At 38.8% G+C, this 24,739-nt stretch carries 29 protein-coding genes; 1 reads left to right on the top strand and 28 read right to left on the bottom strand.

Annotation, left to right across the window (positions count from 1 at the left end):
- Positions 1–121: 121 nt before the first annotated feature.
- The 17 genes from LKW28_RS19280 to metG form a co-directional block, all read right to left on the bottom strand.
- Positions 122–352, bottom strand: a complete 231-nt coding sequence (locus LKW28_RS19280; RefSeq protein WP_229142072.1) for an anti-sigma-F factor Fin family protein — start codon at positions 350–352, stop codon at positions 122–124.
- Between the two features lie 217 nt (positions 353–569).
- Complete coding sequence (gene pth, locus LKW28_RS19275) at positions 570–1,133, bottom strand: aminoacyl-tRNA hydrolase (protein ID WP_229142071.1); 564 nt, start codon at positions 1,131–1,133, stop codon at positions 570–572.
- Positions 1,134–1,234: 101 nt separating this feature from the next.
- Entirely contained in the window at positions 1,235–1,864 is a 630-nt protein-coding gene (locus tag LKW28_RS19270) for a 50S ribosomal protein L25/general stress protein Ctc (protein ID WP_229142070.1), read from the bottom strand.
- 122 nt (positions 1,865–1,986) lie between these two features.
- Positions 1,987–2,940 (bottom strand): ribose-phosphate diphosphokinase, encoded by a 954-nt coding sequence (locus LKW28_RS19265; RefSeq protein WP_229142069.1) that lies wholly within the window; start codon positions 2,938–2,940, stop codon positions 1,987–1,989.
- Positions 2,941–2,958: 18 nt separating this feature from the next.
- Entirely contained in the window at positions 2,959–4,338 is a 1,380-nt protein-coding gene (gene glmU, locus LKW28_RS19260; RefSeq protein WP_229142068.1) for a bifunctional UDP-N-acetylglucosamine diphosphorylase/glucosamine-1-phosphate N-acetyltransferase GlmU, read from the bottom strand.
- Positions 4,339–4,546: 208 nt separating this feature from the next.
- Positions 4,547–4,837, bottom strand: a complete 291-nt coding sequence (spoVG, locus tag LKW28_RS19255; protein ID WP_010285377.1) for a septation regulator SpoVG — start codon at positions 4,835–4,837, stop codon at positions 4,547–4,549.
- Positions 4,838–5,138: 301 nt separating this feature from the next.
- The gene (locus LKW28_RS19250) at positions 5,139–5,513 is read right to left on the bottom strand and encodes a RidA family protein (protein WP_229142067.1); all 375 of its coding nucleotides are present in this window, start codon (positions 5,511–5,513) and stop codon (positions 5,139–5,141) included.
- The gene (purR, locus tag LKW28_RS19245; protein ID WP_229142066.1) at positions 5,510–6,370 is read right to left on the bottom strand and encodes a pur operon repressor; all 861 of its coding nucleotides are present in this window, start codon (positions 6,368–6,370) and stop codon (positions 5,510–5,512) included. The genes LKW28_RS19250 and purR overlap by 4 nt, the downstream gene beginning before the upstream one ends.
- Before the next feature lie 55 nt (positions 6,371–6,425).
- Entirely contained in the window at positions 6,426–7,295 is an 870-nt protein-coding gene (gene ispE / locus LKW28_RS19240; RefSeq protein WP_229142065.1) for a 4-(cytidine 5'-diphospho)-2-C-methyl-D-erythritol kinase, read from the bottom strand.
- A 180-nt stretch (positions 7,296–7,475) separates the two neighbouring features.
- Positions 7,476–7,661, bottom strand: a complete 186-nt coding sequence (locus tag LKW28_RS19235; RefSeq protein ID WP_229142064.1) for a small, acid-soluble spore protein, alpha/beta type — start codon at positions 7,659–7,661, stop codon at positions 7,476–7,478.
- A 415-nt stretch (positions 7,662–8,076) separates the two neighbouring features.
- Positions 8,077–8,346, bottom strand: a complete 270-nt coding sequence (gene veg / locus LKW28_RS19230; protein ID WP_229142063.1) for a biofilm formation stimulator Veg — start codon at positions 8,344–8,346, stop codon at positions 8,077–8,079.
- A gap of 247 nt (positions 8,347–8,593) precedes the next feature.
- Positions 8,594–9,481 carry a sporulation peptidase YabG gene (yabG, locus tag LKW28_RS19225; RefSeq protein WP_229142062.1) on the bottom strand — a complete coding sequence of 296 codons (888 nt, stop codon included), beginning with the start codon at positions 9,479–9,481 and terminating at the stop codon, positions 8,594–8,596.
- 141 nt (positions 9,482–9,622) lie between these two features.
- Positions 9,623–10,501 carry a 16S rRNA (adenine(1518)-N(6)/adenine(1519)-N(6))-dimethyltransferase RsmA gene (gene rsmA, locus LKW28_RS19220; RefSeq protein WP_229142061.1) on the bottom strand — a complete coding sequence of 293 codons (879 nt, stop codon included), beginning with the start codon at positions 10,499–10,501 and terminating at the stop codon, positions 9,623–9,625.
- The gene (gene rnmV, locus LKW28_RS19215) at positions 10,494–11,057 is read right to left on the bottom strand and encodes a ribonuclease M5 (RefSeq protein ID WP_229142060.1); all 564 of its coding nucleotides are present in this window, start codon (positions 11,055–11,057) and stop codon (positions 10,494–10,496) included. Before rnmV ends, rsmA begins: the two co-directional genes overlap by 8 nt.
- Before the next feature lie 247 nt (positions 11,058–11,304).
- Complete coding sequence (locus LKW28_RS19210; RefSeq protein WP_229142059.1) at positions 11,305–12,501, bottom strand: G5 and 3D domain-containing protein; 1,197 nt, start codon at positions 12,499–12,501, stop codon at positions 11,305–11,307.
- 225 nt (positions 12,502–12,726) lie between these two features.
- The gene (locus tag LKW28_RS19205; protein WP_229142058.1) at positions 12,727–13,494 is read right to left on the bottom strand and encodes a TatD family hydrolase; all 768 of its coding nucleotides are present in this window, start codon (positions 13,492–13,494) and stop codon (positions 12,727–12,729) included.
- A 66-nt stretch (positions 13,495–13,560) separates the two neighbouring features.
- The gene (metG, locus tag LKW28_RS19200; protein ID WP_229142057.1) at positions 13,561–15,510 is read right to left on the bottom strand and encodes a methionine--tRNA ligase; all 1,950 of its coding nucleotides are present in this window, start codon (positions 15,508–15,510) and stop codon (positions 13,561–13,563) included.
- 742 nt (positions 15,511–16,252) lie between these two features.
- Between metG and LKW28_RS19195 the strand changes: the two genes are divergently transcribed.
- Entirely contained in the window at positions 16,253–16,537 is a 285-nt protein-coding gene (locus tag LKW28_RS19195) for an AbrB/MazE/SpoVT family DNA-binding domain-containing protein (protein ID WP_229142056.1), read from the top strand.
- A gap of 174 nt (positions 16,538–16,711) precedes the next feature.
- Here the strand turns inward: LKW28_RS19195 and rsmI are convergent, their stop codons facing one another.
- From rsmI to LKW28_RS19140, 11 genes are all read right to left on the bottom strand, one after another.
- Entirely contained in the window at positions 16,712–17,587 is an 876-nt protein-coding gene (gene rsmI / locus LKW28_RS19190) for a 16S rRNA (cytidine(1402)-2'-O)-methyltransferase (RefSeq protein WP_229142055.1), read from the bottom strand.
- Positions 17,553–17,852 carry a GIY-YIG nuclease family protein gene (locus LKW28_RS19185; protein ID WP_229142054.1) on the bottom strand — a complete coding sequence of 100 codons (300 nt, stop codon included), beginning with the start codon at positions 17,850–17,852 and terminating at the stop codon, positions 17,553–17,555. Before LKW28_RS19185 ends, rsmI begins: the two co-directional genes overlap by 35 nt.
- Positions 17,839–18,582 carry a tRNA1(Val) (adenine(37)-N6)-methyltransferase gene (locus LKW28_RS19180; RefSeq protein ID WP_229142053.1) on the bottom strand — a complete coding sequence of 248 codons (744 nt, stop codon included), beginning with the start codon at positions 18,580–18,582 and terminating at the stop codon, positions 17,839–17,841. The genes LKW28_RS19185 and LKW28_RS19180 overlap by 14 nt, the downstream gene beginning before the upstream one ends.
- 93 nt (positions 18,583–18,675) lie before the next feature.
- On the bottom strand, positions 18,676–19,029 hold the full coding sequence (gene yabA / locus LKW28_RS19175; RefSeq protein ID WP_229142052.1) for a DNA replication initiation control protein YabA: 354 nt from the start codon (positions 19,027–19,029) through the stop codon (positions 18,676–18,678).
- A gap of 13 nt (positions 19,030–19,042) precedes the next feature.
- The gene (locus LKW28_RS19170; protein ID WP_229142051.1) at positions 19,043–19,870 is read right to left on the bottom strand and encodes a PSP1 domain-containing protein; all 828 of its coding nucleotides are present in this window, start codon (positions 19,868–19,870) and stop codon (positions 19,043–19,045) included.
- Positions 19,863–20,867: a DNA polymerase III subunit delta' gene (gene holB / locus LKW28_RS19165; RefSeq protein ID WP_229142050.1), complete on the bottom strand. Its 1,005-nt coding sequence runs from the start codon at positions 20,865–20,867 to the stop codon at positions 19,863–19,865. The genes LKW28_RS19170 and holB overlap by 8 nt, the downstream gene beginning before the upstream one ends.
- A 19-nt stretch (positions 20,868–20,886) precedes the next feature.
- A complete protein-coding gene (locus LKW28_RS19160; protein WP_229142049.1) occupies positions 20,887–21,327 on the bottom strand; it encodes a YaaR family protein in 441 nt (146 codons plus the stop codon).
- Between the two features lie 59 nt (positions 21,328–21,386).
- Positions 21,387–21,716, bottom strand: coding sequence for a cyclic-di-AMP receptor (locus LKW28_RS19155; RefSeq protein ID WP_229142048.1), 330 nt, complete (start codon positions 21,714–21,716; stop codon positions 21,387–21,389).
- A 165-nt stretch (positions 21,717–21,881) separates the two neighbouring features.
- On the bottom strand, positions 21,882–22,514 hold the full coding sequence (gene tmk / locus LKW28_RS19150; protein ID WP_229142047.1) for a dTMP kinase: 633 nt from the start codon (positions 22,512–22,514) through the stop codon (positions 21,882–21,884).
- A 16-nt stretch (positions 22,515–22,530) separates the two neighbouring features.
- Positions 22,531–23,964 carry an aminotransferase class I/II-fold pyridoxal phosphate-dependent enzyme gene (locus LKW28_RS19145; protein ID WP_229142046.1) on the bottom strand — a complete coding sequence of 478 codons (1,434 nt, stop codon included), beginning with the start codon at positions 23,962–23,964 and terminating at the stop codon, positions 22,531–22,533.
- Positions 23,965–24,089: 125 nt separating this feature from the next.
- Positions 24,090–24,293, bottom strand: a complete 204-nt coding sequence (locus LKW28_RS19140; RefSeq protein ID WP_420708913.1) for a sigma factor G inhibitor Gin — start codon at positions 24,291–24,293, stop codon at positions 24,090–24,092.
- Between the last annotated feature and the right edge of the window lie 446 nt (positions 24,294–24,739).

Genomic DNA, 24,739 nt, shown 5'->3' with positions numbered 1-24,739 from the left:
GGTTACCCCCTCTCTAAGTTCGTCATATTTCCTTTGATTTCAATCGAACTTAGGAATCTCAAGTCTCTATCTTACATAAATAGAAAAACGCTTTGGTGTTGGCCAAAGCTTTTTTCTTATTTTATTGAATAAATGATTCAAATTGATGATAATCAGGGTTTCGTTGTAACGTTTCCTGACAATCTTCGCATATCGTCTTTACATGAATGTCGCCATTTGATTGGTATGAAATCATCTCTTGCCGTTCTTCGTCCGTTAATTGATGGAATCCGAGACTTTCACTATGTAGGGACAAGTTATCAATGCTACCAACCTTCACACCACAATGTCGACAATGGTAGTGTAGTGACATAAGAATCCTCCTCTAGAGAAAAGCGTAAGGCGACTGCTTATCGGCGACAAGCATAAGACGAGCGCTGACAGAAGGCGTTTTTTGCCTTCAGAAGCGATTGGCTTAGACCAAAGAGCCGATGGCGCCTGAAGCTAGACACTAAAACTTAGTGCATAGTTTACACCTTCTAGTATAAACCTCGAATCGATTCTTTATTCACTTACCTAATCATACTACACTACTTTGCGTTAAATTCGTTCATTACCTGTAAAAATGGTGTTGATACCCACTTTTCTGCAGCTTCTGCTGCTTTTTGGATCGCATCCTTAATATCCTGTGACTCTTCTGCTTGAAAACGCCCTAAGACATAATCGGCGATATTCATTCCGTTTGTTGGACGGTTGATTCCAATTCGAATGCGCTTAAACTCTTGGGTGCCTAAATGGTTGATAATGGACTTCATTCCATTATGGCCGCCAGCACTTCCTTTTTCACGAAGCCTGATTTTGCCTACTGGAAGGTCAAGCTCATCATAGATAATAAGTATATCATCTACTAGAATATCATAATAATCCATGAGCGGCCTGATACTTTCTCCCGATAAATTCATATATGTAAGTGGCTTTAAAAGTAGAACCTTCTCCCCATTTACTACACCTTGTCCGAACATCCCGTTGAATTTCGACTTGTCAAGAGAGATATGCAATTGATCGGATAACTCATCAATAACCTTAAAGCCGACATTATGTCTTGTTTCTTCATACTGCCTACCTGGATTTCCTAACCCAACAATTAGCTTCATGTTATTTCCCCCATTTATTTACGTAAAAAACTAGCGTGCCTGTGGCAAAAGGACGTAACCGTTTTGGTTACGTCCAAACCTTTTTAGTCCTTTTAGTTGCATTACTCGGACTCGTTTGTTTCTCTGCCTTCTGCGTTTTCTGGTTCACCAGGCTCTTGTTCCTCTCCTGTACTAATCTCTTCTTCCTGTCTTGGAGCCAGAACAGATGCTACAACCTGTGAAAGGTCCTGATTAATTGTGTACTTGCCTTTTGTATCTATATCTTCCAGCTTCATAACATCCCCAACCTCTACCTGTGAAACATCAACATCGATGGTTTGTGGAATATCAGCCGGAAGAGCAGAAATTGACACATGATGAATCGACTGCTGAAGCACTCCGCCATCCTTCACACCTGCAGCTTCCCCAACTAAATTGATATTGACATCAACAGTCACCTCTGATGACATATTCACAATTTGGAAATCTGCATGAATGATTTCACCTTTAATTGGTTCGGTTTGAAGGTCGTGCAGCATGACCGAATGCTGGTTATTGTTAATTAACAGCTTAATAATCCCATTTCGCCCAGTAGCGCGAATCGTTTTTAAAAAATCCACACTACTTACATAAATCGGCTGACTTTGATTGGGACCGTTCAAAATCGCGGGAAAGTTCCCAGCTTGTCTAATTTTTGTTAGTGTGGAATGTTTATCTATTGCTCGTTCTGTCGCTTCTAAAACTGCAGACATGTTATACACCATCCTTTGGAAGATTTAGTCATATTACTAAATTTCCCCTAAAGATGGTGAAGTAAACCTTCTTTTTGAAAAGAAAATCGAACCTTTACTCTAGACACTTAATCCTTTTCTCATTAATCAAATAGTGTGCTGACAGATTGTTGCTCGTGAACACGGATGATTGCTTCACCAATTAATGGAGCTACTGAAAGCTCTTTGATTTTATCGATCTTTTTCTCCTCAGATAAAAGAATTGTATTTGTGACAACCAATTCTTTTATCTTTGAATTTTGGATGCGTTCAATCGCTGGTCCTGAAAGAACCGGATGTGTACAGCATGCATACACTTCTGAAGCACCGTTTTCAACAAGCGCATTTGCGGCTAATGTGATTGTTCCTGCTGTATCAATAATATCATCGATTAAGATCGCTGTTTTTCCTTCTATATTACCAACAATATTCATAACCTCAGCTACATTTGGTCTTGGGCGACGTTTATCAATAATTGCAATTGGAGCTTTTAAACGATCTGCCATTTTACGAGCACGTGTAACCCCACCATGGTCAGGAGAGACAACGACAATGTCTTCCAAATCTTTGCTTTTAAAATAATCTGATAGGATTGGCACACCCATTAAGTGGTCAATTAAGATATCAAAAAAGCCTTGAATTTGCGGAGCATGAAGGTCTAATGTAATCACGCGGTCCGCCCCTGCCGTTTCTAAAAGATTGGCTATGAGCTTTGCAGTAATCGGCTCACGCGCACGTGCCTTTCGGTCTTGTCTTGCATATCCGTAATATGGCATTACAATATTAATCGTTTTTGCGGATGCACGTCTAAGTGCATCAATCATGATCAACACTTCCATGATATGCTCATTTACAGGTGCACTCGTTGATTGAATGACAAAAACATCACATCCACGAATACTTTCTTCAATGTTAATTTGAATTTCTCCATCGCTAAAGCGTGTGACAGAGCATTTTCCAAGTTCAACACCAATCGATTTAGCAATCTCCTCTGCTAAAGGTGCATTCGAATTCAACGAAAACACCTTTAAACTTGAGTCACGGTATTCTTTAGACATGATATCTCCCGACCTCCATTAGGAATTTTTCTTTTCGTTCAGACGTTCTACGTAATTCTCTTTATTGACTTGACGTGCTCTTGCAATGGAAAGAGCGTTGCTTGGCACTTCACTAGTAATCGTTGAGCCTGCGGCAACATATGCTCCCTTTCCGATCGTTACCGGAGCCACTAGATTTGAATTACAACCAATAAAGGCATCATCTTCAATTTTTGTTAAAAATTTATTCTTTCCGTCATAGTTTACAGTGATTGAGCCACAACCGATATTTACATTTTTACCAACCTCGGCATCCCCAATATAACTTAAATGAGAAGCCTTACTGCCTTCACCGAAAATAGCCTTTTTCAATTCCACAAAGTTTCCTACTTTAACTTTATCGCTAATTTGTGATGCAGGACGGATATGTGCAAACGGTCCAACCGCCACATCATTTCCAATATTACTATCATGTGCAACAGAATGACGGATTACTGTTCGATCACCAATTTTGCAATTTTTAATTTCTGAATTTGGACCGATTTCACATTCTGTCCCAATTTCAACATCACCAATAATCATTGTTCCAGGATGTAAAACAGTGTCTGAACCAATTTTAGCATCTGATGAAATGTACGTATTGTCAGGATCAATGATCGTAACACCATTCATCATGTGTTGCTTATTAATTCTTTGTTTCATAAGCTTTTCCGCTTGTGATAAAGCATAACGGTCATTTACCCCAAGCGTTTCCTCAAAGGAAGCTGTTTGGAAAGCAGTTACGATTTCACCATTGTTTTTTAAGATTTCAATCACATCAGGAAGGTAGTACTCTCCTTGCACATTATCATTTGAAACTTTTGAGAGTGCTTCAAATAGAGCTTCATTATCGAAACAATATGTACCGGTATTAATCTCGGTAATCGTACGTTCTTCATCTGTTGCATCTTTGTGTTCTACAACGCGTTCAACATGTCCTTCTGTATTGCGAACTATTCTTCCATAGCCAGTAGGGTCTGCTGCCACAGCTGTAAGAATTGTTGCTTTCGCATTAGCCTTTTCATGCTGCGCTAGTAGAGCTTCCATTGTTTCAGCTGGGATAAGTGGAGTATCACCACAAACAACCAATGTTACTCCCTTTTCGTTTGCTAAGTGGTTTTCTGCCTGCATAACTGCATGTGCAGTACCTAATTGCTCATCTTGAAGAGCATATTCACTTTTATCTCCAATTTGTGCTTTTACTTTTTCCGCTCCATGTCCAACGATTGTCACAAGCTTTTGTAGGGATAATGTTTCAAGCTGATCCACTACATGCTGTACCATTGGTTTTCCACATACAGGGTGCAGAACCTTATAAAGCTTAGATTTCATACGTGTTCCTTGCCCTGCGGCCAAAATTACGCCATATCTTTTTGTCATGTTTAGGCCTCCATATCAATTCGAACCTTATCAACGTTAATATCCATTCTGAATATATCTTAAAAAAAGACCATTTTCAAGAAAACTAACGAAAGTACATGATTTTTTTGATTGGAAAGTTTTTATTTATGGGTTATAGGGGCTTTTAGGGGATAAGAAAAAGAGCCTGTCTTTCATGTAGGCTCTTCGATGTAATAAACGTTTATTTTTAAGATGCTCCTGCTTCTTCAAACTCAACCTCAACTTCACCTAAACGGTGATACTCAGCTAATACTGCGTCTTGGATCTTTCCACGCGTACTTGAGTTAATTGGATGAGCAATATCACGAAACTCTCCATCTGGAGTACGTTTGCTAGGCATAGCAACAAATAAACCATTGTTGCCATCAATGACACGAATGTCATGAACAACAAATTCATGGTCTAACGTAATTGATGCAATCGCTCTCATTCTACCTTCAGTATTAACGCGGCGTAATCTAACGTCTGTCACTTCCATTCTGTTCACCACCTTTTTTACTATATTAAAACTTAATTATTCATATTCAACGGAAAATCTGAAACTCCTGCTAAATATTAAATAATTTTTTAAAAAGATTCATACTTTTTTGTGAATGAACAGAATATTTGTGAAAAAAGTCTTAATTAATAGATCAAAAAGTAGGATGAAAAGGACCGAGAAGTTCAAGGCGGCGCAGTTTTGAGTAGCGGAACGTATGTAGTTAATACGTGAGCAACGGAAAAACAAGCCAACGCAGAAATTCGATGTGTCATTTTCAACCGGATTTTTGACATCCCTTTTATTTTATAAGCGCAATTACTTCAATTTCGACCAATACATCCTTGGGAAGTCTTGCTACTTCAACCGTTGAACGGGCTGGTTTATGTCCAGCAAAAAACTCTCCGTAAATGTTATTTAGTTCTGCAAAGTCATCCATATTTTTAATAAAAACAGTAGCTTTTACGACCGAATCTAAAGACGCACCTGCTTCAGCCAAAACAGCTTGAAGGTTTTTAAAAACCTGTTCCGTCTGTTCTTTAATTCCACCACTCACTAATTCGCCAGCTGGAGTTAATGGAATTTGGCCTGAACTAAAAAACATATTATTAACAACAATTCCTTGTGAATATGGGCCAATTGCTGCCGGAGCTTGGTTTGTTTGAACTTGTCTCATTCTTCTTCCCCCATCTCGTCTTCGATTTCAACTTGCTGCAGGTAAGATAAATAATTACCCACCGCTACTTTTATTTGTTTTTCTTTCACGTCAACATCTGTTAGCTTTACTAAGGATATGTATTCATCCACAAGCCTCTCTTCTACTCCCTCAGACTCAACTAGAACACCAATCCCTTTAAGGTTCGCATTGAATTCCTCCAGAATACTGACCATCCCGTTAACAGTACCGCCGGCTTTCATAAAGTCATCAATGATTAAAACATTAGAACCTTCCTTCAGGCTTCTTTTTGCCAATACCATCGTCTGAATACGCTTTGTTGATCCGGAAACGTAATTGATACTCACGGTAGAGCCTTCCGTTACCCGATTGCCATGTCTTACAATCACTACCGGTACGTCCAAGTAAGAAGCAACTGCGTAGGCAAGGGGAATTCCCTTAGTCGCAACAGTCATGACAACATCAATCTCGTAATTTGAATAAACAGAGGCAAAGATTTTCCCGATTTTGTTTACAATTCTCGGATCACCAAGGATATCTGTTAAATATAAATATCCACCTGGAAGAAGTCGATCTGGATTTGCTATTACCTCACAAAGTTCCCTGACAACCTCACTTGCTTCTTCTTCTCCGACCAATGGGATGAATTTCACACCACCAGCTGCTCCCGCCACTGTAATTAATGTCCCAATTCCTTGTTGCTCAAAGGTCTGCTTGATAATCGTTAAATCTTCACTAATAGAGGATTTAGCAGAATCGTATTTGTCAGCAAAATAGGAAAGAGACACAAGATGCTGTGGATGTAAAAGCAAGTGATTTGTCATATCAACAAGTCTACTACTCCGTCTAAATTTCATGGCTTGCCTCCAAAATCCGAATATTTTACAGATAATATACCACTAATGTACGGTATCATTCAACTCTATTTCGTTCTCCAAGCAGTCTTACCGCATAAACTTGGTCACAAAAACCACGTAATCCATTATAAATACGTTGCATTCTCGATTCTCTTTGAACAAGACCAAAAACAGTTGGACCACTGCCGCTCATTAACACAGCATCTGCACCAAAACGCTTCATTTGATCTTTGATATGGGCCACTTCAGGATGAAGCTTTAAGGTTACGTCCTCTAAAACATTGCCGACTCGATCGCAAATCCCAGTAAAATCCTTCGTTTCGATTGAATGAATCATCCCGTCGACATCCGGATGGTTAATTTGATCAATGGAAAGATTTCTGTATACTTCAGCTGTTGAAACACCGATTGTTGGCTTCGCCAAAATAACCCAGCAATGTGGAGGTGCAGGCAACTCGGAAATAATTTCCCCTCTACCTGTCGCTAGTGCCGTCCCCCCATATACGCAAAAAGAAACATCTGAGCCAATTTCAGCACCAATTGAGGCTAGTTCATCCAAACTGAGTCCAAGGTCCCAAAATTTGTTCAATCCTCTTAACGTTGCGGCTGCATCACTGCTACCACCCGCTAGTCCAGCAGCCACTGGGATTGATTTTGTAATCGAAATGACAACGCCTTTTTTCACACCATAACGTTTCTTAAGTAAACTGGCGGCTTGGTATGCCAAGTTGCGGCTGTCATCTGGTACAAAACGATTATGAGAAATGACCTTAATTTCATTTCCCCCATAATCAGATAATTCAAGCCTATCCGATAGATCAATGGTTGTCATAATCATCCGCACCTCATGATAGCCATCCTGTCGTTTGTGTAAAACATCAAGCGCCAAATTGATCTTCGCTGGGGCCTTAACTAATAATTTCATGAAAACACCTGCTTTAAACGTAAAATTCAATATTGCCATTGTACCACAAAGTAAACCTCGTAAAACAGTGACACAATAGTGTCTTGCCTGTTTTTTATGTAATTTGTATAAGATGACCTTTTTCCTATATAAAGAAAGCCGAAGCAATTTAAGCTTCGGCGTCGTAGTTCAAAACACAACTTACTGGTTTTGTCCTTTATTGGCAAGCTGTTGTTGTCCAATTTCAATTGCACGCTTCACCATATTTCCAGCATCGCGTGATCGAATCGCACCCCAACCTTCACTTTTAACGGTATCGTAAAAACCAAGTTCCTTAGCTAATTCTTCTTTAAAGGCTTCTGACATGATACCTCGACGTCTTCCCAATAATTGCAACCCCCTTTATCAAATACGCCCCAGCGTATTTGCGCCCAGATTTTTTTAGGCCCACACGAGGTGGGTCACAAAGACGAAGACATCAGGCCGTGGCGTTCTTAGTCTTTGATCATACACTCGAAAAACTTCCGTTAAAAAATCTGTGGCATCCGCCGGAGGCTATAACTTTATTCAGTCCTAGCTGAATAAAGTTATCTACGACATACTTAGTGTTTGGATAAAAAGGGTTTGTTATATTAACAAATATTATCCTATTTGCTTTTTTTTAAACAGTGGAGACGCATAATTTCTCGTGGGGACGCAAATCCATAGAATACGACGCAATATTCTTAAACAAAAAAACGTGACACTTATGAAAAAGTACCACGTTTTTCGGACAAAATAAAAAAGCAGTAAACAATGAAGTCTACTGCCCACTTATCGCTACGTTCCCGGATGTCTCATCAAAGAAGGTTAATTGAACGGTTTCTGTAAGGATATCAGCATAGCTATAAGAAACCCGCTCAAATGAATTCTCATCCTGGTCTAGTTCTATCACAAATACGGATGGGTACGTTTCGGCGAGCACTCCTGAGCGCTCTATTGTCTTTCTACGGCCACCATTGGCCTTTAAGGTAAGTCGCTTACCTAAATTTGTATCTAAAGACCGTTTAATATCAAGCAAAGTTTTTCCCATTTCACTCCACCTCACTATTTATCAGTATACCAAAAAAATCACCGAACGTCAAACAAAACTAAAATTATAACAATGATACAAAATACTTGTCAATAAGTTTTTTCCAACAAGTTTCTCAACACACAACTGATAGTATGTTCAAAATCGCAGCCAATATGTATATAAATCAAGATTTTTTTGCATCGACAAAATTTTCACTATCCTTAATATGTATTAAAATACCAAAAGGATCTCTAGCGATTCACCGTTAGAGACCCCCGTTTTCCTCATTATCCATCAATCTTTGATAAGGCATACCGGTTCGTAATACACCCTTTGTTTCAACACCACCAAGACCTTTTTCTCCTGTTAATGTATTGCGAAGTACGTCCCACACATTAATTCTTTCATCAAATGGAGTAAAACTAATTTTAGCAACGATATATACAGGGTCTAGGGCGTGTATATTGACTCTAGAGGGTGAACTTGCGTAATTTGCTCCTGCACGTATTAATGACTCAAAATGAGACTGACAGGCACCAGCAAAGATGACAAGCTGATCTAAATGCGGAACTTTTTTTCTGGCTTGTCGAACGGTTTGAGCAAAATGACGGGAATGGCGGTATGCCTTGAGCTCCGTAACCTTACCCTTTGATTTTGAATAAGCATCATGACCCGTTATAACAAGAATATCAGGTCTATATTTATCAAGTAATTCATCAATCTTTTCAGGCATTTCCGTTTCATGGCAATGGACTCCATATACGGGAATGCCAATTTTCTCATATAACGCTAGGCACTTCTTTAAGTAGCTAGGGTCACCATCTATATGCAAAACTCTTCCGGGAATTTGAAAAAACTCTGCATCATTTGAATATCCGCCCGTTGCATGGTATTCATTTTTTTGTCTAATTAACTGATAATCCTGTCGAAACAATCGATAGGAATGATCCACTTTTTCTCGATCCGTTCGCTGCCTTTTTTGTCTTTCTCCCTCGTCTACTAGGACTAAGTCATCATACGGAGCATCTGCAATCAACCTTACATCCTCACCATATAAATTAACAGTTTGGTTATGTGTTATTTCTGTTACTTTGAACAATAAATCAAACTGATGTGATTTGCGTGCAACAATATCGCCAACTTTTATATCCATCCTCACCCACTCCAACTTTCTGAGGTTATTTCACAATTGAGATGCCTTCTTGTTAGCCTATGCAGCATAACCATAAGTGGTGAGGAGAAAGGAGACTGACATTTTGGGATAGAAAAAAGGACCTACTGAAACAGTAAGCCCTTAGTATAAAGTTTTATATAATTCATCACTTAAACGCCCGAATTCCTCAATCGATAATGTTTCACCACGGCGTCTTGGATCGATATTTGATGCGGCTAAACAGCCCTCTATTGCTTCCTTAGATGCCTTTCCGTTTGGCAGATTGGAAGTCAGGTTATTTAAGATTGTCTTTCTCCTTTGTCCAAAAGAAGCACGAACCACGTCGAAAAAGAACGATTCATTTTCTACCTTAACAGCTGGTTCCTTTCTTTTTAACAAACGGATGACTGCTGAATCGACATTTGGCTGCGGAACAAAAACAGTTTTAGGTACAATCATAACGGTTTCAGCAGTTGTGTAATATTGGATGGCAATCGAAAGGGATCCATAATCCTTTGTACCAGGAGAAGCTGAAATTCGGTCTGCCACTTCCTTTTGGAGCATCACAACGATTCCTCTCAATGGGAGCTTTTCCGTTAGCAATTTCATTATGATTGGCGTTGTTACATAGTAAGGGAGGTTGGCGACTACCATGATATCGTCGATCCCCTGCATTTTTTCATCTATGACAGACTGAACATCCGCCTTTAAAACATCCTCATGGATGATTTCAACATTTGGATATGGCGATAGGGTGTCGGCTAAAATCGGTAAAAGCCGCCCATCTATCTCAAATGCTACAACTTTTTTCGCACGCTTAGCAAGCTGCTCAGTTAACGCACCGATTCCTGGCCCAATTTCAATCGCAGCTGTTTCTTCTGTCACTTCTGCATGGTCAACAATGCGATGTAAAATATTCGTGTCAATTAAAAAGTTCTGTCCTAGGCTTTTCTTAAAAGAAAAACCGTGCTTTTCTAGAATCGCTCTCGTTCTTATAGGTGTGGCTATATCTTTAATCACGTTGCCTTTCCCCCTGTAACACTTTTTCCACGGCTTGGTCAAATGCCTCTTTTGTAATTTGGAACATTTGTAGACGTTTATAAAGCTGTTTTCCGTTAGTATAACCAATTTTCAAAAGAACGCCTAGGTTTTCCCTTCGTTCCTTCGCCATGCTTCCACCAATCAATCCTGCGTCCACTAGAGCGTCAAACTCAATCTCTGAGTGAAAGTCCTCTTGTTCCTGTTTTACATCTTCTAGGGCCTTACGAATGGCTGCTGGGGTGGCATGCTCAACGCCTACCTTTTTCCCCGACTTTGCAATGGCTTCACTTTTCGGTAAAAACGCATGCTTACAACCTGGCACAGCATTTGCGACTATCTTTCGAATTCGCTCTCCTGGGTAATCTGGATCTGTAAAGACAATAACACCTCTTACCTCATACGCATGTTTGATTCGTTCTAACACTTCTTTATTAACGGCTGAACCATTCGTTTCGATTGTATCGGCATCGACCGCTCTTTTAATTGCGACCGTATCGTCTTTTCCTTCTACAACAATTATTTCTTTTATTTTCATTATTATTGAAACCTTTCTCATTTTATTTCGTCTAACAATATAGATACAAATATTACATAATTATAACAAAAAAGACATAGACATAAAAAGAAATGCGGAAGCGCCTTGCCCAGCCCCGACAAGCATAAGAAAAGCCGGCGAGGAGGATGCAGTTTATCCTTCTTGACGGATTGGCTTATGACCTCGAGGGGCTAGGCGCTGAAGCTAGACATAAAAAAACAGAGGAAATCCCTCTGTTTTTAGCAAGTTAATTTAAGATTTGTATTTTAACCTTTCGTTGCCCCCAACGATAGGCTTGAGATTTCTCTGAGAAAAAGACGTCAATTTTATGACCTTTAATATTCGTGCCTTTATCGGCAGCGACAGCATAGCCATATCCTTCTACATACACTTTTGTACCTAGTGGGATAATGCTTGGGTCAACCGCAATAACCTTTACATTCGGATTTGCGCGAAGGTCAATTCCTGTAGCAGTTGTTCCTGAACACCCGCTACAATACGCCGTATAGGCTGTAGATGAAACATAGAATTCATTCGTTGCACTCGCTGTACCACGGGAAACCTGTTGCACGATTTCACGCGTACCAATTGCAACAACCTTATCTGTACTATCTTTTAGATTTTCTGTTTTGATTAGATCTCTTGAAACTTCTTTTCCATTCTCCAGAACAACTTCATAGTGCTTTGCAACTTTCCCTTCTTGACCGGGAGTTACAACCTTTTCTTTGCCTTTATCAATATTGTTGTCCTTTCTACGAACAACAGCAAAGGCAACTGATTCTTCCACTACATCGGTGACTTTTTCTACTCGTACAACATTAACGACACTATTTGCTGTAATCTGTTCTTCCATTCCTGGCTCTACTCGATCCAATTCATTTAGTGCAACATTTTGACCTTTTAAAAAGTCAGCGACAGTAGTCGAAGTGGACCAAACTTGATTTTCCGTACCGCCGTCATTTAGGGTTAGTTGAAATGCCTTCTCAACTTCTACTTTTATATCTTTTGTTAACTTTGTATCTAAACTCGGATTGACTTTATCATGCTCTGTAATCTCTACTTTTGCATCTTTGAAAAGATCACCCACAGTTTTGACTGTTGTCCAGACCTTTTGCGGTTGGTTATCAACTACAAGTTCAACCGGAATTGCCTCTTGCCACGTGACTTTTAAATTGTCCTTGATTGCCGTATCCATTGATGGTGAAAGCTCATCATGCTTTGAGACGTCTATCTCTAAATCCTGTAGAACTTCAGCAACCGTGTTTGCGTGCGTCCTTATAACTTGCTCTTTTCCATTTAATGATAGTGAAACTGTATCCTTGGTGGTTTCATATGCAGCATAACCTGTACCGGCACCTGCTAAGACTATAAAACTACTTATCGAGACTATCAATCTCTTTTTGTGCTTTGACTCGGAAAACAGTTTTTTCATGTTTTTAAGCAAATGAAAAACGCCTCCTTCTCTCAGTGGATTATATAAAGGATATATTAATCTGTCAACCCCACCTCTTTTTTACATCACCGTTGTAAAATATTATGCAAGAAGAGTTTTTAAAAAGAAAGAATTAGTTGTCGACAAAGATATATATGAGACAAAGGAGACATGTAGAACTTTTTCTAATCAACTTATTATTGGACAAGCTACCCGATTATTTGACAAAAATTGCTATCATTTTATGCCGAAAAATCGTTTCGCATTGTCGGATGTTTTTTGTGCAATTTCTTCAAAAGAGATGCCTTTTAGCTCTGCAATTTGCTCTGCTACATATTTCACATAGCTTGGTTCATTTCGTTTTCCTCGAAATGGATGTGGCGTTAAGTAAGGACAATCCGTTTCTATTAAGAGGCGATCAAGTGGAATTTCTGCTGCCACCTCTTTCGGTTTTTTCGCATTTTTGAAGGTAACTGGACCACCAAATGAGATGTAAAAATTCATATCGATGCATTGTTTGGCAACCTCGATACTGCCAGTGAAACAGTGCATAATTCCACCTACTTCACTCGCATTCTCTTCTTGCAGAATCTCAATAATGTCGGCTGTCGCCTCTCGATTGTGAATAATAATCGGTAGTTTTACTTTTTTCGCTAAAGCAATTTGCTTCCTGAAGACTTCTTTTTGGATATCCTTCGGGGACTTGTCCCAGTAGTAATCAAGACCCATTTCTCCCAACGCCACAACTTTTGGATGAGCACAAAGCTCTTCAATCCACTTTAAATCTTCATCCGTCATATCAATCGCATCTACTGGATGCCAGCCAACTGTTGCATAGATAAACTCATATTGATCCGCTAATTCAATCGCCCTTGTGATCGTTTCTCTGTCAAAACCAACGACAACAATTCTTTCAACATCTTCACTGAGTGCCCTTTCAATTACTTCTTCTAAATCTTCTTGATACTGGATCGCATTTAAATGTGCATGTGTATCAATTAACATAGTTAAGACTCCTTTGCTATTAATGTACTTGAATGTAAAAGGGACAGATCACTCTGTCCCTTTTTGTTATTTTACTTTAGCTCCGTTTGGCAGGCTTTGGTCAATTGTTGCAACTGATAGCTTTCCGTCAACAGATCCCGCTAAAATCATACCTTGTGATAGTTCGCTGCGAAGTTTTACAGGTTTTAGGTTCGTTACACAAATCACCTTTTTACCTACTAATTCTTCTGGAGTGTAGTACTGAGCAATACCAGAAACAACCTGACGTTTTTCAAAGCCTAAATCTAATTGCAGCTTTAAAAGCTTATCTGCTTTTTTCACTGGTTCTACCTGAAGCACCTCTGCGACACGAAGCTCAACCTTCATGAAATCTTCGATTGTGATTTCATCCGCTTGGTCCACTTCCTTTACAGGCTCTTCTTTTTTCGTACCACCCTGCATTTTTTCCTTAATATATTCAACTTCCTCTGCAATTTCTAAACGCGGGAAGATTGGCTCACCTTTTGTAACTTGAAGTCCTTCTTGCTTGATTCCAAATTCAGCTAGGCTATCCCATGTTTTCAATGCATCGTCATTCATTCCAAGCTGCACAAAAATTTCTACTGGAGTTTTAATTAAAAATGGTTTAAGCATGATAGCTGTAAAACGTAGAGATTCAGCTAGGTGACTCATAATAGAGCCTAATTCATCCTTTTTCGCTTCATCTTTTGCCACAACCCAGGCTCTAGTTTCATCAATGTATTTATTTGTACGACTAACAAACTGCCAAAGGGAAGTAAGTGCAACAGAAAACTCCATTTTCTCCATTGCTTCTTCATATTTTGCAATAGTTTCAATCGCGAAATTCGCAAGCTGAGTATCGTATTCTGATTGATTTCCATGATATGTTGGAATTGTACCATCAAAATATCGTCCGATCATGGCAACTGTTCGGTTAAGTAAGTTCCCTAGGTCATTTGCTAAATCAAAATTGATTCTTTCGACGAAGCCTTCTGGAGTGAAGACACCATCAGCACCAAAAGGAACCTCACGTAACAGGTAGTAACGTAGGGAATCGAGGCCATAACGGTCAATTAATGTGACAGGGTCAACGACATTCCCTTTTGATTTTGACATTTTGCCATCTTTCATTAATAACCATCCATGTGCAAACACTTTTTTCGGTAATGGTAAATCTAATGCCATTAGCATGATTGGCCAATAAATCGTATGGAATCTAACAATTTCTTTTCCTACTAAGTGAACATCCGCAGGCCAGTACTTTTGATAATTGGCATCATCATCAGTACCATATCCTAAAGTGGTAATATAGTTTGATAATGCATCAATCCATACATAAATAACATGCTTTGGATCACCTGGTACTTTTACTCCCCAATCGAAGGTCGTTCTTGATACAGCCAAATCCTCAAGTCCTGGCTTAATGAAGTTATTAATCATTTCATTTTTTCGGGATTCAGGTTGGATAAATTCAGGATTTTCTTCATAGTACTTTAATAAGCGATCTACATATTTGCTCATTTTGAAGAAATAAGACTCTTCCTTCACCTTTTCAACTGGACGACCGCAATCTGGGCAATTTCCATCCACTAATTGTCTCTCAGTAAAGAAGGACTCACATGGTGTACAGTACCACCCTTCATATTGGTCAAGGTAAATATCTCCTTGCTTTACAAGTTGATCAAAAATCTTTTCAACAGCCTTTTTATGGCGATCTTCTGTTGTTCGGATAAAATCATCGTAAGATATCTCCAGCTTCTTCCATAGATCTTGAATCCCAGACACAATCTCATCCACGTATTCTTGGGGCGTAACACCTTTTTCCGCTGCAGAACGTTGGATTTTTTGACCATGCTCATCGGTTCCTGTTAAAAACATTACATCATATCCACGTAGTCTTTTATATCGAGCCATAGCATCCGCTGCTACAGTTGTATATGCGTGTCCTATATGTAATTTCCCACTTGGATAATAAATGGGTGTAGTTAAGTAAAATGTTTTATTCTCTTGAGCCATCGGTAAACCTCCTCTTAATCAAATGCGCCACGGCGTATTTGCGCCCAGATTTTTTAGGCCCACATGATGTGGGTCACAAAGACGTTGCCACAGGACGTGGCGCTCTTAGTCTTTGATCCTAAGCTCGAAAAACTTCCTTTGAAAATCTGAGGCATCCGCCGGAGGCTTTAACTTTTTTCAATAGAGATTACCCCTACTGTATTGGATACATTTTTTTGAGTTCGTCCCTACCAAGATTTTTGCGGACTGAAAAAAGTTAAAGCTCGAATTCATCTATTCCTATTATATCTTCAAAATATACCTAAAGCACGAGAAAAGCGCAAGCGCTTGTAAGGCGAATCACGCAGCCAACGTTAAATCTGACACATCGTCTGCAAGTCAGATTTTATATATGGAAATTAAAGTGAAAAGAAAATTCGACAGCGATCAAAAAGCATCCATATTCATTATTCGACAAAATCCGACTTAAATTTATAGATTTTTGGCAAGTTTATTTTACAGTTTTTCCACTATTATGGTACAGTCTTTTTCCAAAAATAGTAGATTTATAATGTGGAAGAATCCATCAAACCCTTCTGTTATGAGACACCATGTACCATTTTTATACATATTTTATAAGAATTGTAGCTAAAAGTGATTGACGTTAAATGGAAATCTTGATATTATTATCTAGAAATCAATTTGTCGAAAATTGACGATATAGAGAGATAAATAGAAACAAATATTGAGAGGAGAAAAACAAATGAAATCTACAGGTATTGTTCGTAAAGTTGATGAATTAGGTCGTGTTGTTATCCCTATCGAGCTTCGTCGTACATTAGATATCGCTGAGAAAGATGCTCTTGAAATTTATGTTGACGATGACAAAATCATTTTAAAGAAATACAAGCCAAATATGACTTGCCAAATTACAGGTGAAATTTCTGATGACAATTTCACTCTTGCTAATGGTAAGATCGTTCTTAGCCGTGAAGGTGCTGAACAAATCCTTAAAGAACTTCAAGATAACCTAACAGCTGTAAAATAATAGATGATATAAAAGGAGCTTCTCGTGCAGAGAAGCTTTTTTTATTCGATAGGATGGGACCTATCGAATAAAAAAAAGCCTTCGGCGGATGCCACAGATTTTCAAAGGAAACTTTTCGATCAAGCTCGAAAAAATCTGGGCGGCTAAAACGCCAAGGCGTTTTTGATTTTTGTTTTACAAACCATGGTATTCCTGATAAATTTCTCTCTTTTGCTGTTTTCGGTCTTTTGCGACCTGCCTGATCGCTTCTTTTGAGGACATGGATTTGTTCTCAACATAGTGATTTACATGCTGTTCGATTGATAGATGTTCCCACCAAGCCTCGGAAATCTCTGCTTCACTATGCTGGGCCCCCTCCACAACAAGACAAAACTCACCGCGGATTGTATCCTCTTCAGTCCATGTAACAACCTCTTCCATGTCTCCACGAATAAACTCTTCAAACTTCTTCGTTAATTCTCTGGAAATGGTGATTTTCCGGTTTCCAAGTACCTCCTTCATGATCTTTAATGTTTCTTTTAAACGATGGGGCGCCTCATAAAAAAGCATCGTGGCTTGAATATGTAACAAGCCCTCTAGCTGCTTTCGTTTTTCCTTCTTATTTCGGTCTAAAAAACCGTAAAAATAAAAAGGCTGTGCACTTAGTCCAGAGGCTATCAGAGATGTTAACGCGGCATTCGCACCCGGTAGTGGAACGACGTACATTTTTTCCTTAACCGCTTCGACGACCAATTCATAGCCAGGATCGGAAATTGTCGGCATTCCTGCATCACTTACAAGCGCTACGTCTTTTCCTTCACGTAATAAAGACAGAATGTAATCCCCGCTCACCTTTTTATTGTGTTCATGATAACTAATCACCGGTGTTTCGATTTCGAAATAATTGCAAAGCTTTTTTGTTTGCCTTGTGTCCTCTGCTGCAATAAAAGCAGATTCCTTCATTATCTTAATCGCTCGGAAAGTCATATCCTCCAAATTCCCAATAGGAGTTGGAACGAGATATAAGGTTCCATATTCATAATTTGGTTGAAAGCTTTTTTGCTGCCACATACCGCTCCTCACCTTCCATCGCCAGCAGCTGTTCCTTTTCTGGCCGCTTTAATCGTTTAAATCTATATTCTGCACGCATCGCTTCTTCCTTTGTTTCAAATTCCTGGTCAAATAATAACGTAATCGGAGCTCTGCCTCTTGTATATTTTGCCCCTTTTCCTTCATTATGCTTTTTCAAACGTTCTTGAACATCTGTTGTATAACCTGCGTAATAGGTTCCATCCTTGCACTCCACCACATAAAAATAATGCTTATTCGTCTCCATACAAGATCGTCCTTATTTCCTTTGTGTACTCTTTATGTTCATCATATACATAGAGTGGAGGTAAAATCTTCAGGTCGGCATTTCCCTGTTTGATTCCTTCAATTAAAATGGTGTTTGCCTCTTTGCCGAATCTTGGATGTACGAATTGTAAACGCTTTGGCTCAATTCGATATTGTCTCATTAAGGTAAGGATGTCCATTAATCGCCCTGGACGATGAACAAATGCAACCTTCCCTCCCTGCCTAACCAATTGGCTGCTAACACGGACAACATCCTCCAATGTACAAAAAATTTCATGGCGGGCAATTGCAAGATGTTCATTTTTATTCATTTCATCTGCCTTTGGTGTTGGAAAATACGGTGGGTTACAGGTCACAACGTCATATTTTCCGTGGCCTAGCTTTTCAGGCATATCCTTAATATCCCCACGAATGAGTGAAAGTTGATTTGATAACTCATTATAGTCAATGCTCCGTTTTGCTATATCATAAATTCGTTCCTGAATTTCAATGCCTGTTATCTCTGCCTTTGATCGTTTACTTAATAATAATGGGATCACCCCATTGCCTGTACATAAGTCAATGATCTTTCCTTTTTGAATCGGTACATACACAAATTTGGCTAGAAGTACCGTATCCAATGAAAAAGCAAAGACTGATGGGCTTTGGATGATTCGTAAATTTTCTGCTAGTAAATGATCTAATCGTTCATCATCGTGTAATTGAACCATTGCATTATGTTTCCTTCCCTACATTTTATCTATGTATCATCATTATAAAGCTTTTCCTTGGAAATGAAAAAGCCCTCTCCAATTGGAAAGGACCTATTTCTTATTTAAAAAGGAGAGACAAAATAAGCAGTCGCCATCAGAACGGACACTTCCATAATGAACATTACAAATATGAAAGCCCTCCTGATATAGTCTAGCTAAATTATCATATCCTTCACCGATATCAACTAGCCTTGCTTCTTGTAAAGTCTTATCATTTTTTTCTTCTTTTTTCTTTGAAATGGATTGATCTAGTCGGCGACGCAAAAGGTCATTCTCCATTTTCAGATTGTGATTCTCTTCAAGTAATTGCCCAAGATGTTCTTTCAATTCTCCTAGTTGAGTATACAGATTTGCAATTTGGGTCTCCATACTACTAACAGATTCAAAAATATCTTTTTTGTCCACGCATTCCACCTCGTCATTCTGTGGCTTGAATCGAAACCGCTCCGTCTTTCAGTAATTCCTCCCACGTATATTCAACAACACGCTCTCGGCCTACTAATTCTAACTGAAGTACCCGTTCTAAAATATTGAGTCCAACAACTTTCCCAGTTCCACTTGTCGTTTCAATCACATCGCCAAGGTCTGGAAGCTGTTCTTTTGCACTTTCATACTCATCGTTCTCATATTTTAGACAGCACATTAACCGCCCGCATAAACCTGATATTTTAGTAGGGTTTAATGAAAGGTTTTGATCTTTTGCCATCTTAATTGAAACCGGCTCAAAATCACCCAGGAAGGTTGAGCAACAAAGCATTCTCCCACATGGACCAATTCCACCAAGCATCTTGGCCTCATCTCGTACCCCAATTTGTCTTAATTCAATTCTTGTACGGAAGATTGACGCTAAATCCTTAACTAATTCACGGAAATCAACACGGCCATCTGCTGTAAAATAGAAGATTACTTTATTTCTATCAAACGTATATTCTACATCAACAAGCTTCATATCCAGGCTGTGCTCTACTACTTTTTCCTGGCATACATCATAGGCCTGGGTAGCCGCAGCTTTATTTTCTTCAACAATTAATTTATCCTTTGAATCCGCAATGCGGATCACCTTTTTCAACGGAAGTACGATGTCGTTTTCATCGACTTGTTTTTTATTTATGACAACCTTGCCAAATTCAATTCCTCTAACCGTTTCGACAATGACATATTCGCCGTCAGGAATTGTAAATCCATTTGGATCAAAGTAATATATTTTACCCGCTTTTTTAAAGCGTACACCAACTACATCATACAAGCTTATATCCCTCCTGTAACTTTATTACCAATTGCTCCATTAATAAATGTGGGTTCATGTTGGTGTGCAGACGACGTTTCGCCTCTAATATTGCTGTTATTTGATCACTTACACGTCTTGTTGACGTTGTAAGTGCATATTGTTTAAAGCTAGTAACCTGGTCATGAAAAATAAGCTTTTTTTCATCACCAAGCTGTATATATAATAAATCTTTAAATATAAGCAATAATATATCTAAACCAAAGCTAAGCTGCTCTTTTTCTTTAAAATGCGGCAACCACTGGTCCTGCAGAAAAAAGAAAGCATGAGTTGGCCTTGTATGGATTACTTCATATAATTGTAACACTATTGACCGGGACTGTCCAAACCAAGCATCCACACTTAATTCACGTGCTTCTTCTAAATTATTGGTTGTATGAGCAACAAGTGAAGCAATCGTAGGGGTTATTCCTTCATCGATAAGTCGTTCCGAAATAACCTTTGGAACGAGTGGCTGAAAAGATAAAACCTGACATCGGGATAAAATCGTGTTTAGGATCCAATGAATTTGTTCAGTTAACAAAATGGCTACTGTTTGACTTGCCGGCTCTTCTAAAAATTTCAACAAACTATTTGCCGCGTTTGTTGTCATTTTGTCAGCATGATTAATCAAATACACCTTACGATTTGATTCCACACCTGTTTTTGAAAACTCCTCTTGTAGCGCTTGAATTTGCCATTTTTTAATCGATAGGCCATCAGGCTCAATGACATGGACATCGGGATGATTTCCTGATGTAATTCTGCGGCAATTTGTACATTCATTACATGGCTTATACCCATTTGGGTGCTGACAGAAAAGACTTTTCGCTAAGAGAAAGCCTACTTCCTTTTTGCCTGTCCCCCGGCTTCCCTCAAATAAGTAAGCATGGGCCACTCTGTTCTTCTTGAGACTATTTTCAACCATTTTTAATACAAGTGGCTGATATTCTTGAAGTTGTTCCCATGTTTTTTCCACCATATATCACTCTTTCAAATCACGTATATAAGTTGATTAATAACCCTTTTATTAATCCCACTTTTTCGAGTATATCAATTGACCCTTTTTCTTGGTCAACCATTTGTTCTGTTAAATCTATTAGTTCCTTGTCAACTTTCTCAACAAGTTGATGTGTTCTCCCTTGTCCATTAAAGTTCCAGCTGCGGGATTCTTTAACATCCATCCCATACTCTACAGCCTCATGGATAAAGCGTTTCACAAGGGATTTATATGAAGCCAAATCCTGAAAAGTTTGAGAGCGGGAGAGTCGTTCTCCCGCCATATCAATTTGTGAAAGCAACTTTGTCAATTGTTCCATATGAAGCTTATTTCCTTCTTGATTGACAATTTTGCCGAAGCTCAGATTTCCTGAAACTTTATTGGATGTGGCTGGCTGATTCTTGTCTAGATTAACACGAAAATCCTGATTTATTTTCATGAGACTTTAGTACACCTCAAATCAAATGCGCCTTGGCGTATTAGTGCCAATGAATAAAGTTAAAATTGATGAAACTCATCAATCGGCAATACAAACACCGTAGCGCCACCCACTTCAACCTTCACCGGGAATGGAACAAAGGAATCTGCATTTCCACCCATTGGTGATACAGGGGCAATCATTTGCTCCCGATGTTTGCAATTATCCTGGATGATATCTAATAATTTATTTACACGGATATCCTCCGTTCCAACAAGGAACGTCGTATTACCTGATTTTAGAAATCCACCTGTTGTAGCAAGCTTTGTAGCTCTAAAATTATGTTCAACTAATGCCTGTGACAAACGGTTGCTATCCTTATCCTGCACAACTGCAACGACTAGCTTCATCATTTTGCCTCCCTTTATTTTATCACTTTTACGTGTTTCTTCATATTACGAAATTTGGTAACTAAATGTGCGAATGTCCATAGTTGTCTTTATTCTATACCAATTATAGCCAGAACGAAAAGAAAAACCTCAAAAATCATCAGACTTTTGAGGGAATTTACATAATTAGCCTTTATTCAAATGTATTTCAATGATTTCAAGTGCTTCCTTTGTCACGGTTTCAAGTGAATTCTCCGCATTAATCGTATGGAATCGCTCCTTAAAGCGATCAGCAACCATTAAATATCCATCATATACCTTTTGATGAAATGAAAGTTTCTCAAGGTCAAGTCGATTTACTTCTCTTTCATCATTCTTTTTAATTCTAGTCAGACCCTTTTCCGGTTGAATGTCAAAGAAAAGTGTCAATGAAGGCATAAGCCCATTGATCGCAAACTCATTAATGGATAAAACCTCATCAATTCCGAGGCTGCGTGCATAGCCCTGATAAGCCAGGGAGCTATCAATGAAACGGTCGCACAAGACTATTTTTCCTTTTTCTAAAGCTGGAATGACTTTCTCAACTAAATGTTGACGGCGTGAAGCCGCATATAAAAGTGCCTCTGTTCGACCATCCATTTTCGTATTATTCTTATCTAAAATAACAGAACGAATTTGTTCTGCTATATCAATTCCACCTGGTTCTCTTGTAGAAATGACATCATATCCTTTTTTCGAAAGCTCTTCTTGGAGGACTCCTAATACGGTTGTTTTACCCGCACCCTCAGGACCTTCAAATGTAATAAAATAACCTGTCACTTTTCGTTCAAGCCCCTTACATATCTAATATCTTAATATTTTTTCCGTTCATATCCCCGCCTTGGAAATGTGCCCCCGTCTCAACATAGGAAGTTAGGATTTCAATGTGTCGTTTGGTCACACTTTCTCCTTCCATCAGGACAGGAATCCCTGGAGGATACGGTATAATCATTTCTCCGGAAATGTTTCCAATTGCACCTTCAAAGGAAACAACTTTTTTATTGTAACCTTTTATTTCATTATAGCAAAGTGCAAGCGTGGAAACTGCTTTTCCTTCATTATCTAAATCAATAAAAGTACGTTTATTCGGCGCATATTCCTTAACAGCACGACTTACCTTTTTAAAAATTTCATCAAGATCATGGCCTTCAGATAATGGTAACACAAACAGCACATTGTTCGGGTCTGCCATCTCTGAAAACAGACCTTCTTTTTCAAACGCATTTTGCAGCTCATATCCATTTAGCTCACATTGTGATTGGATTGTAAGTTTTAATAGGTCTGTCTGCACTTCTTGATTTTTCGAAATCACGACTTTTATTTGTGGTATTGCTTCGAGCCTTTTTGTGAAAGTGGAAATCGTATCAATGATTTCATTCGTGCCTTTTTCATTTACAGCAGCAAGATAATGCCTCGCAAGATCAAGTGAAGCCATAATTGGGTACGATGGACTGCTCGTTTGCAAAATTTGAAGATACGACTCGACCTCTTCATTTTTTACACGGCTGCTATTTATATGTAAAAAGGAACCCATCGTCATCGCTGGGAGAGTCTTATGTGCCGAATGCACCACAAGATCAGCACCTAAAGAAATAGCAGAAGAAGGAAAACCTTCTAGCATAAAATGTGCTCCATGTGCCTCATCGATTAAAACCACTGCACCCTTCTTATGTGCATATGAAATAATCTGGGTTAATTCATGATGATTCACCATTCCATAGTAGTTAGGACTCGTTAAGATAATTGCTTGTACAGGGTTGTATGTATCGAATGCCTCTTTAACCGTTTTAAAAGTAACATAGGAGGCCGCCTGTACTTCATTATCATATGTAGGATGAAGAAATACAGGTCTTGCTCCTGCCATCTTTAACCCGTTTAAAATCGATTTGTGGGAATTCCGTTGCACTAGAATCGTATCATTTCCTGAACACGACGCAAGAATCATTGCTAAATTTCCCACCGTCGAACCATTCACTAAAAAGTAACTTCTGTTCACTCCATATAAATCTGCTGCTAACCGTTCTGCTTCCAAAATAGCCCCTTCAGGCTGATGCAGATCATCGAGTCCAGTCAATTCTGTCGCATCAATTTCTAATACTTTATGAAAATAGGAATATCCCTTACTTGAAAATACTTGTCCAAATTTATGACCTGGCACATGCATCGATTGAGTTCTCAACTTCGCATGTTGATCAAGCACATCAAACAATGGGGTTTGTTGTTGGTTCATAATGATATATACCTTTCTACTATACTTTTTCTTATTATAAAACAAAAAAGGGACCTATACACTACTAGGTCCGATAACCACTTGAGATTACACCTAACGCGAAAGCAATAACAAGCGGTTTGAAACTATGAATATATTTCTGGGATTGAAACCTTTTTAAGCCGATCTAAATAATACTGATACTTCGGATCATTTGTTTCCGTACGGATAATATCTTGCTCACAATCCAAACAAATAAATCTTGTATAAAGGTGTATGCCTCTATTTTTTTCTTGCTCACATATAATACACGTTTCCCCATAATGGTTTCTATTTGCCAGTGAACTCACTGCCTCCACCTCCATACACATATTTTGTCCGGATTCACTGAAATGTATACACAATTATAAAAATAACGAACAGTTGTAATTTAGTTCATTTAGTAATCTATGAAGTTCGGGAGCTAGTTTGTGTATGTCTTAGTGTAAAAAAATATGTGAACCGTTAAAAAGGTCAAATATTACTTTTCTTTTGATTTTTTGCGGTGATGTAAGAGAGGGAGATAGGTAAAACACCTGAGCACCTGGATAGCTAGGACATAGACGGAAAAATATCGTTTATACCAGTTATTATTAGTAAAAAACATTAATTAGACGGAAGGGTTCCGACTATTAACTCAGGTAAGTCTCCGTTAATTTATAAACACAAAATAAAAAGACCAACCATAACGGCTGATCTTTTTGGGTGCCTAGCGACGTCCTACTCTCACAGGGACAAAGTCCCAACTACCATCGGC

Origin of the sequence: Bacillus sp. REN16, from assembly GCF_020731355.1 — a bacterium.
In the GTDB taxonomy this organism is placed as follows: Bacteria; Bacillota; Bacilli; order Bacillales; family Bacillaceae_L; genus Ferdinandcohnia.
This window is presented reverse-complemented; position numbering and strand designations above follow the sequence as displayed.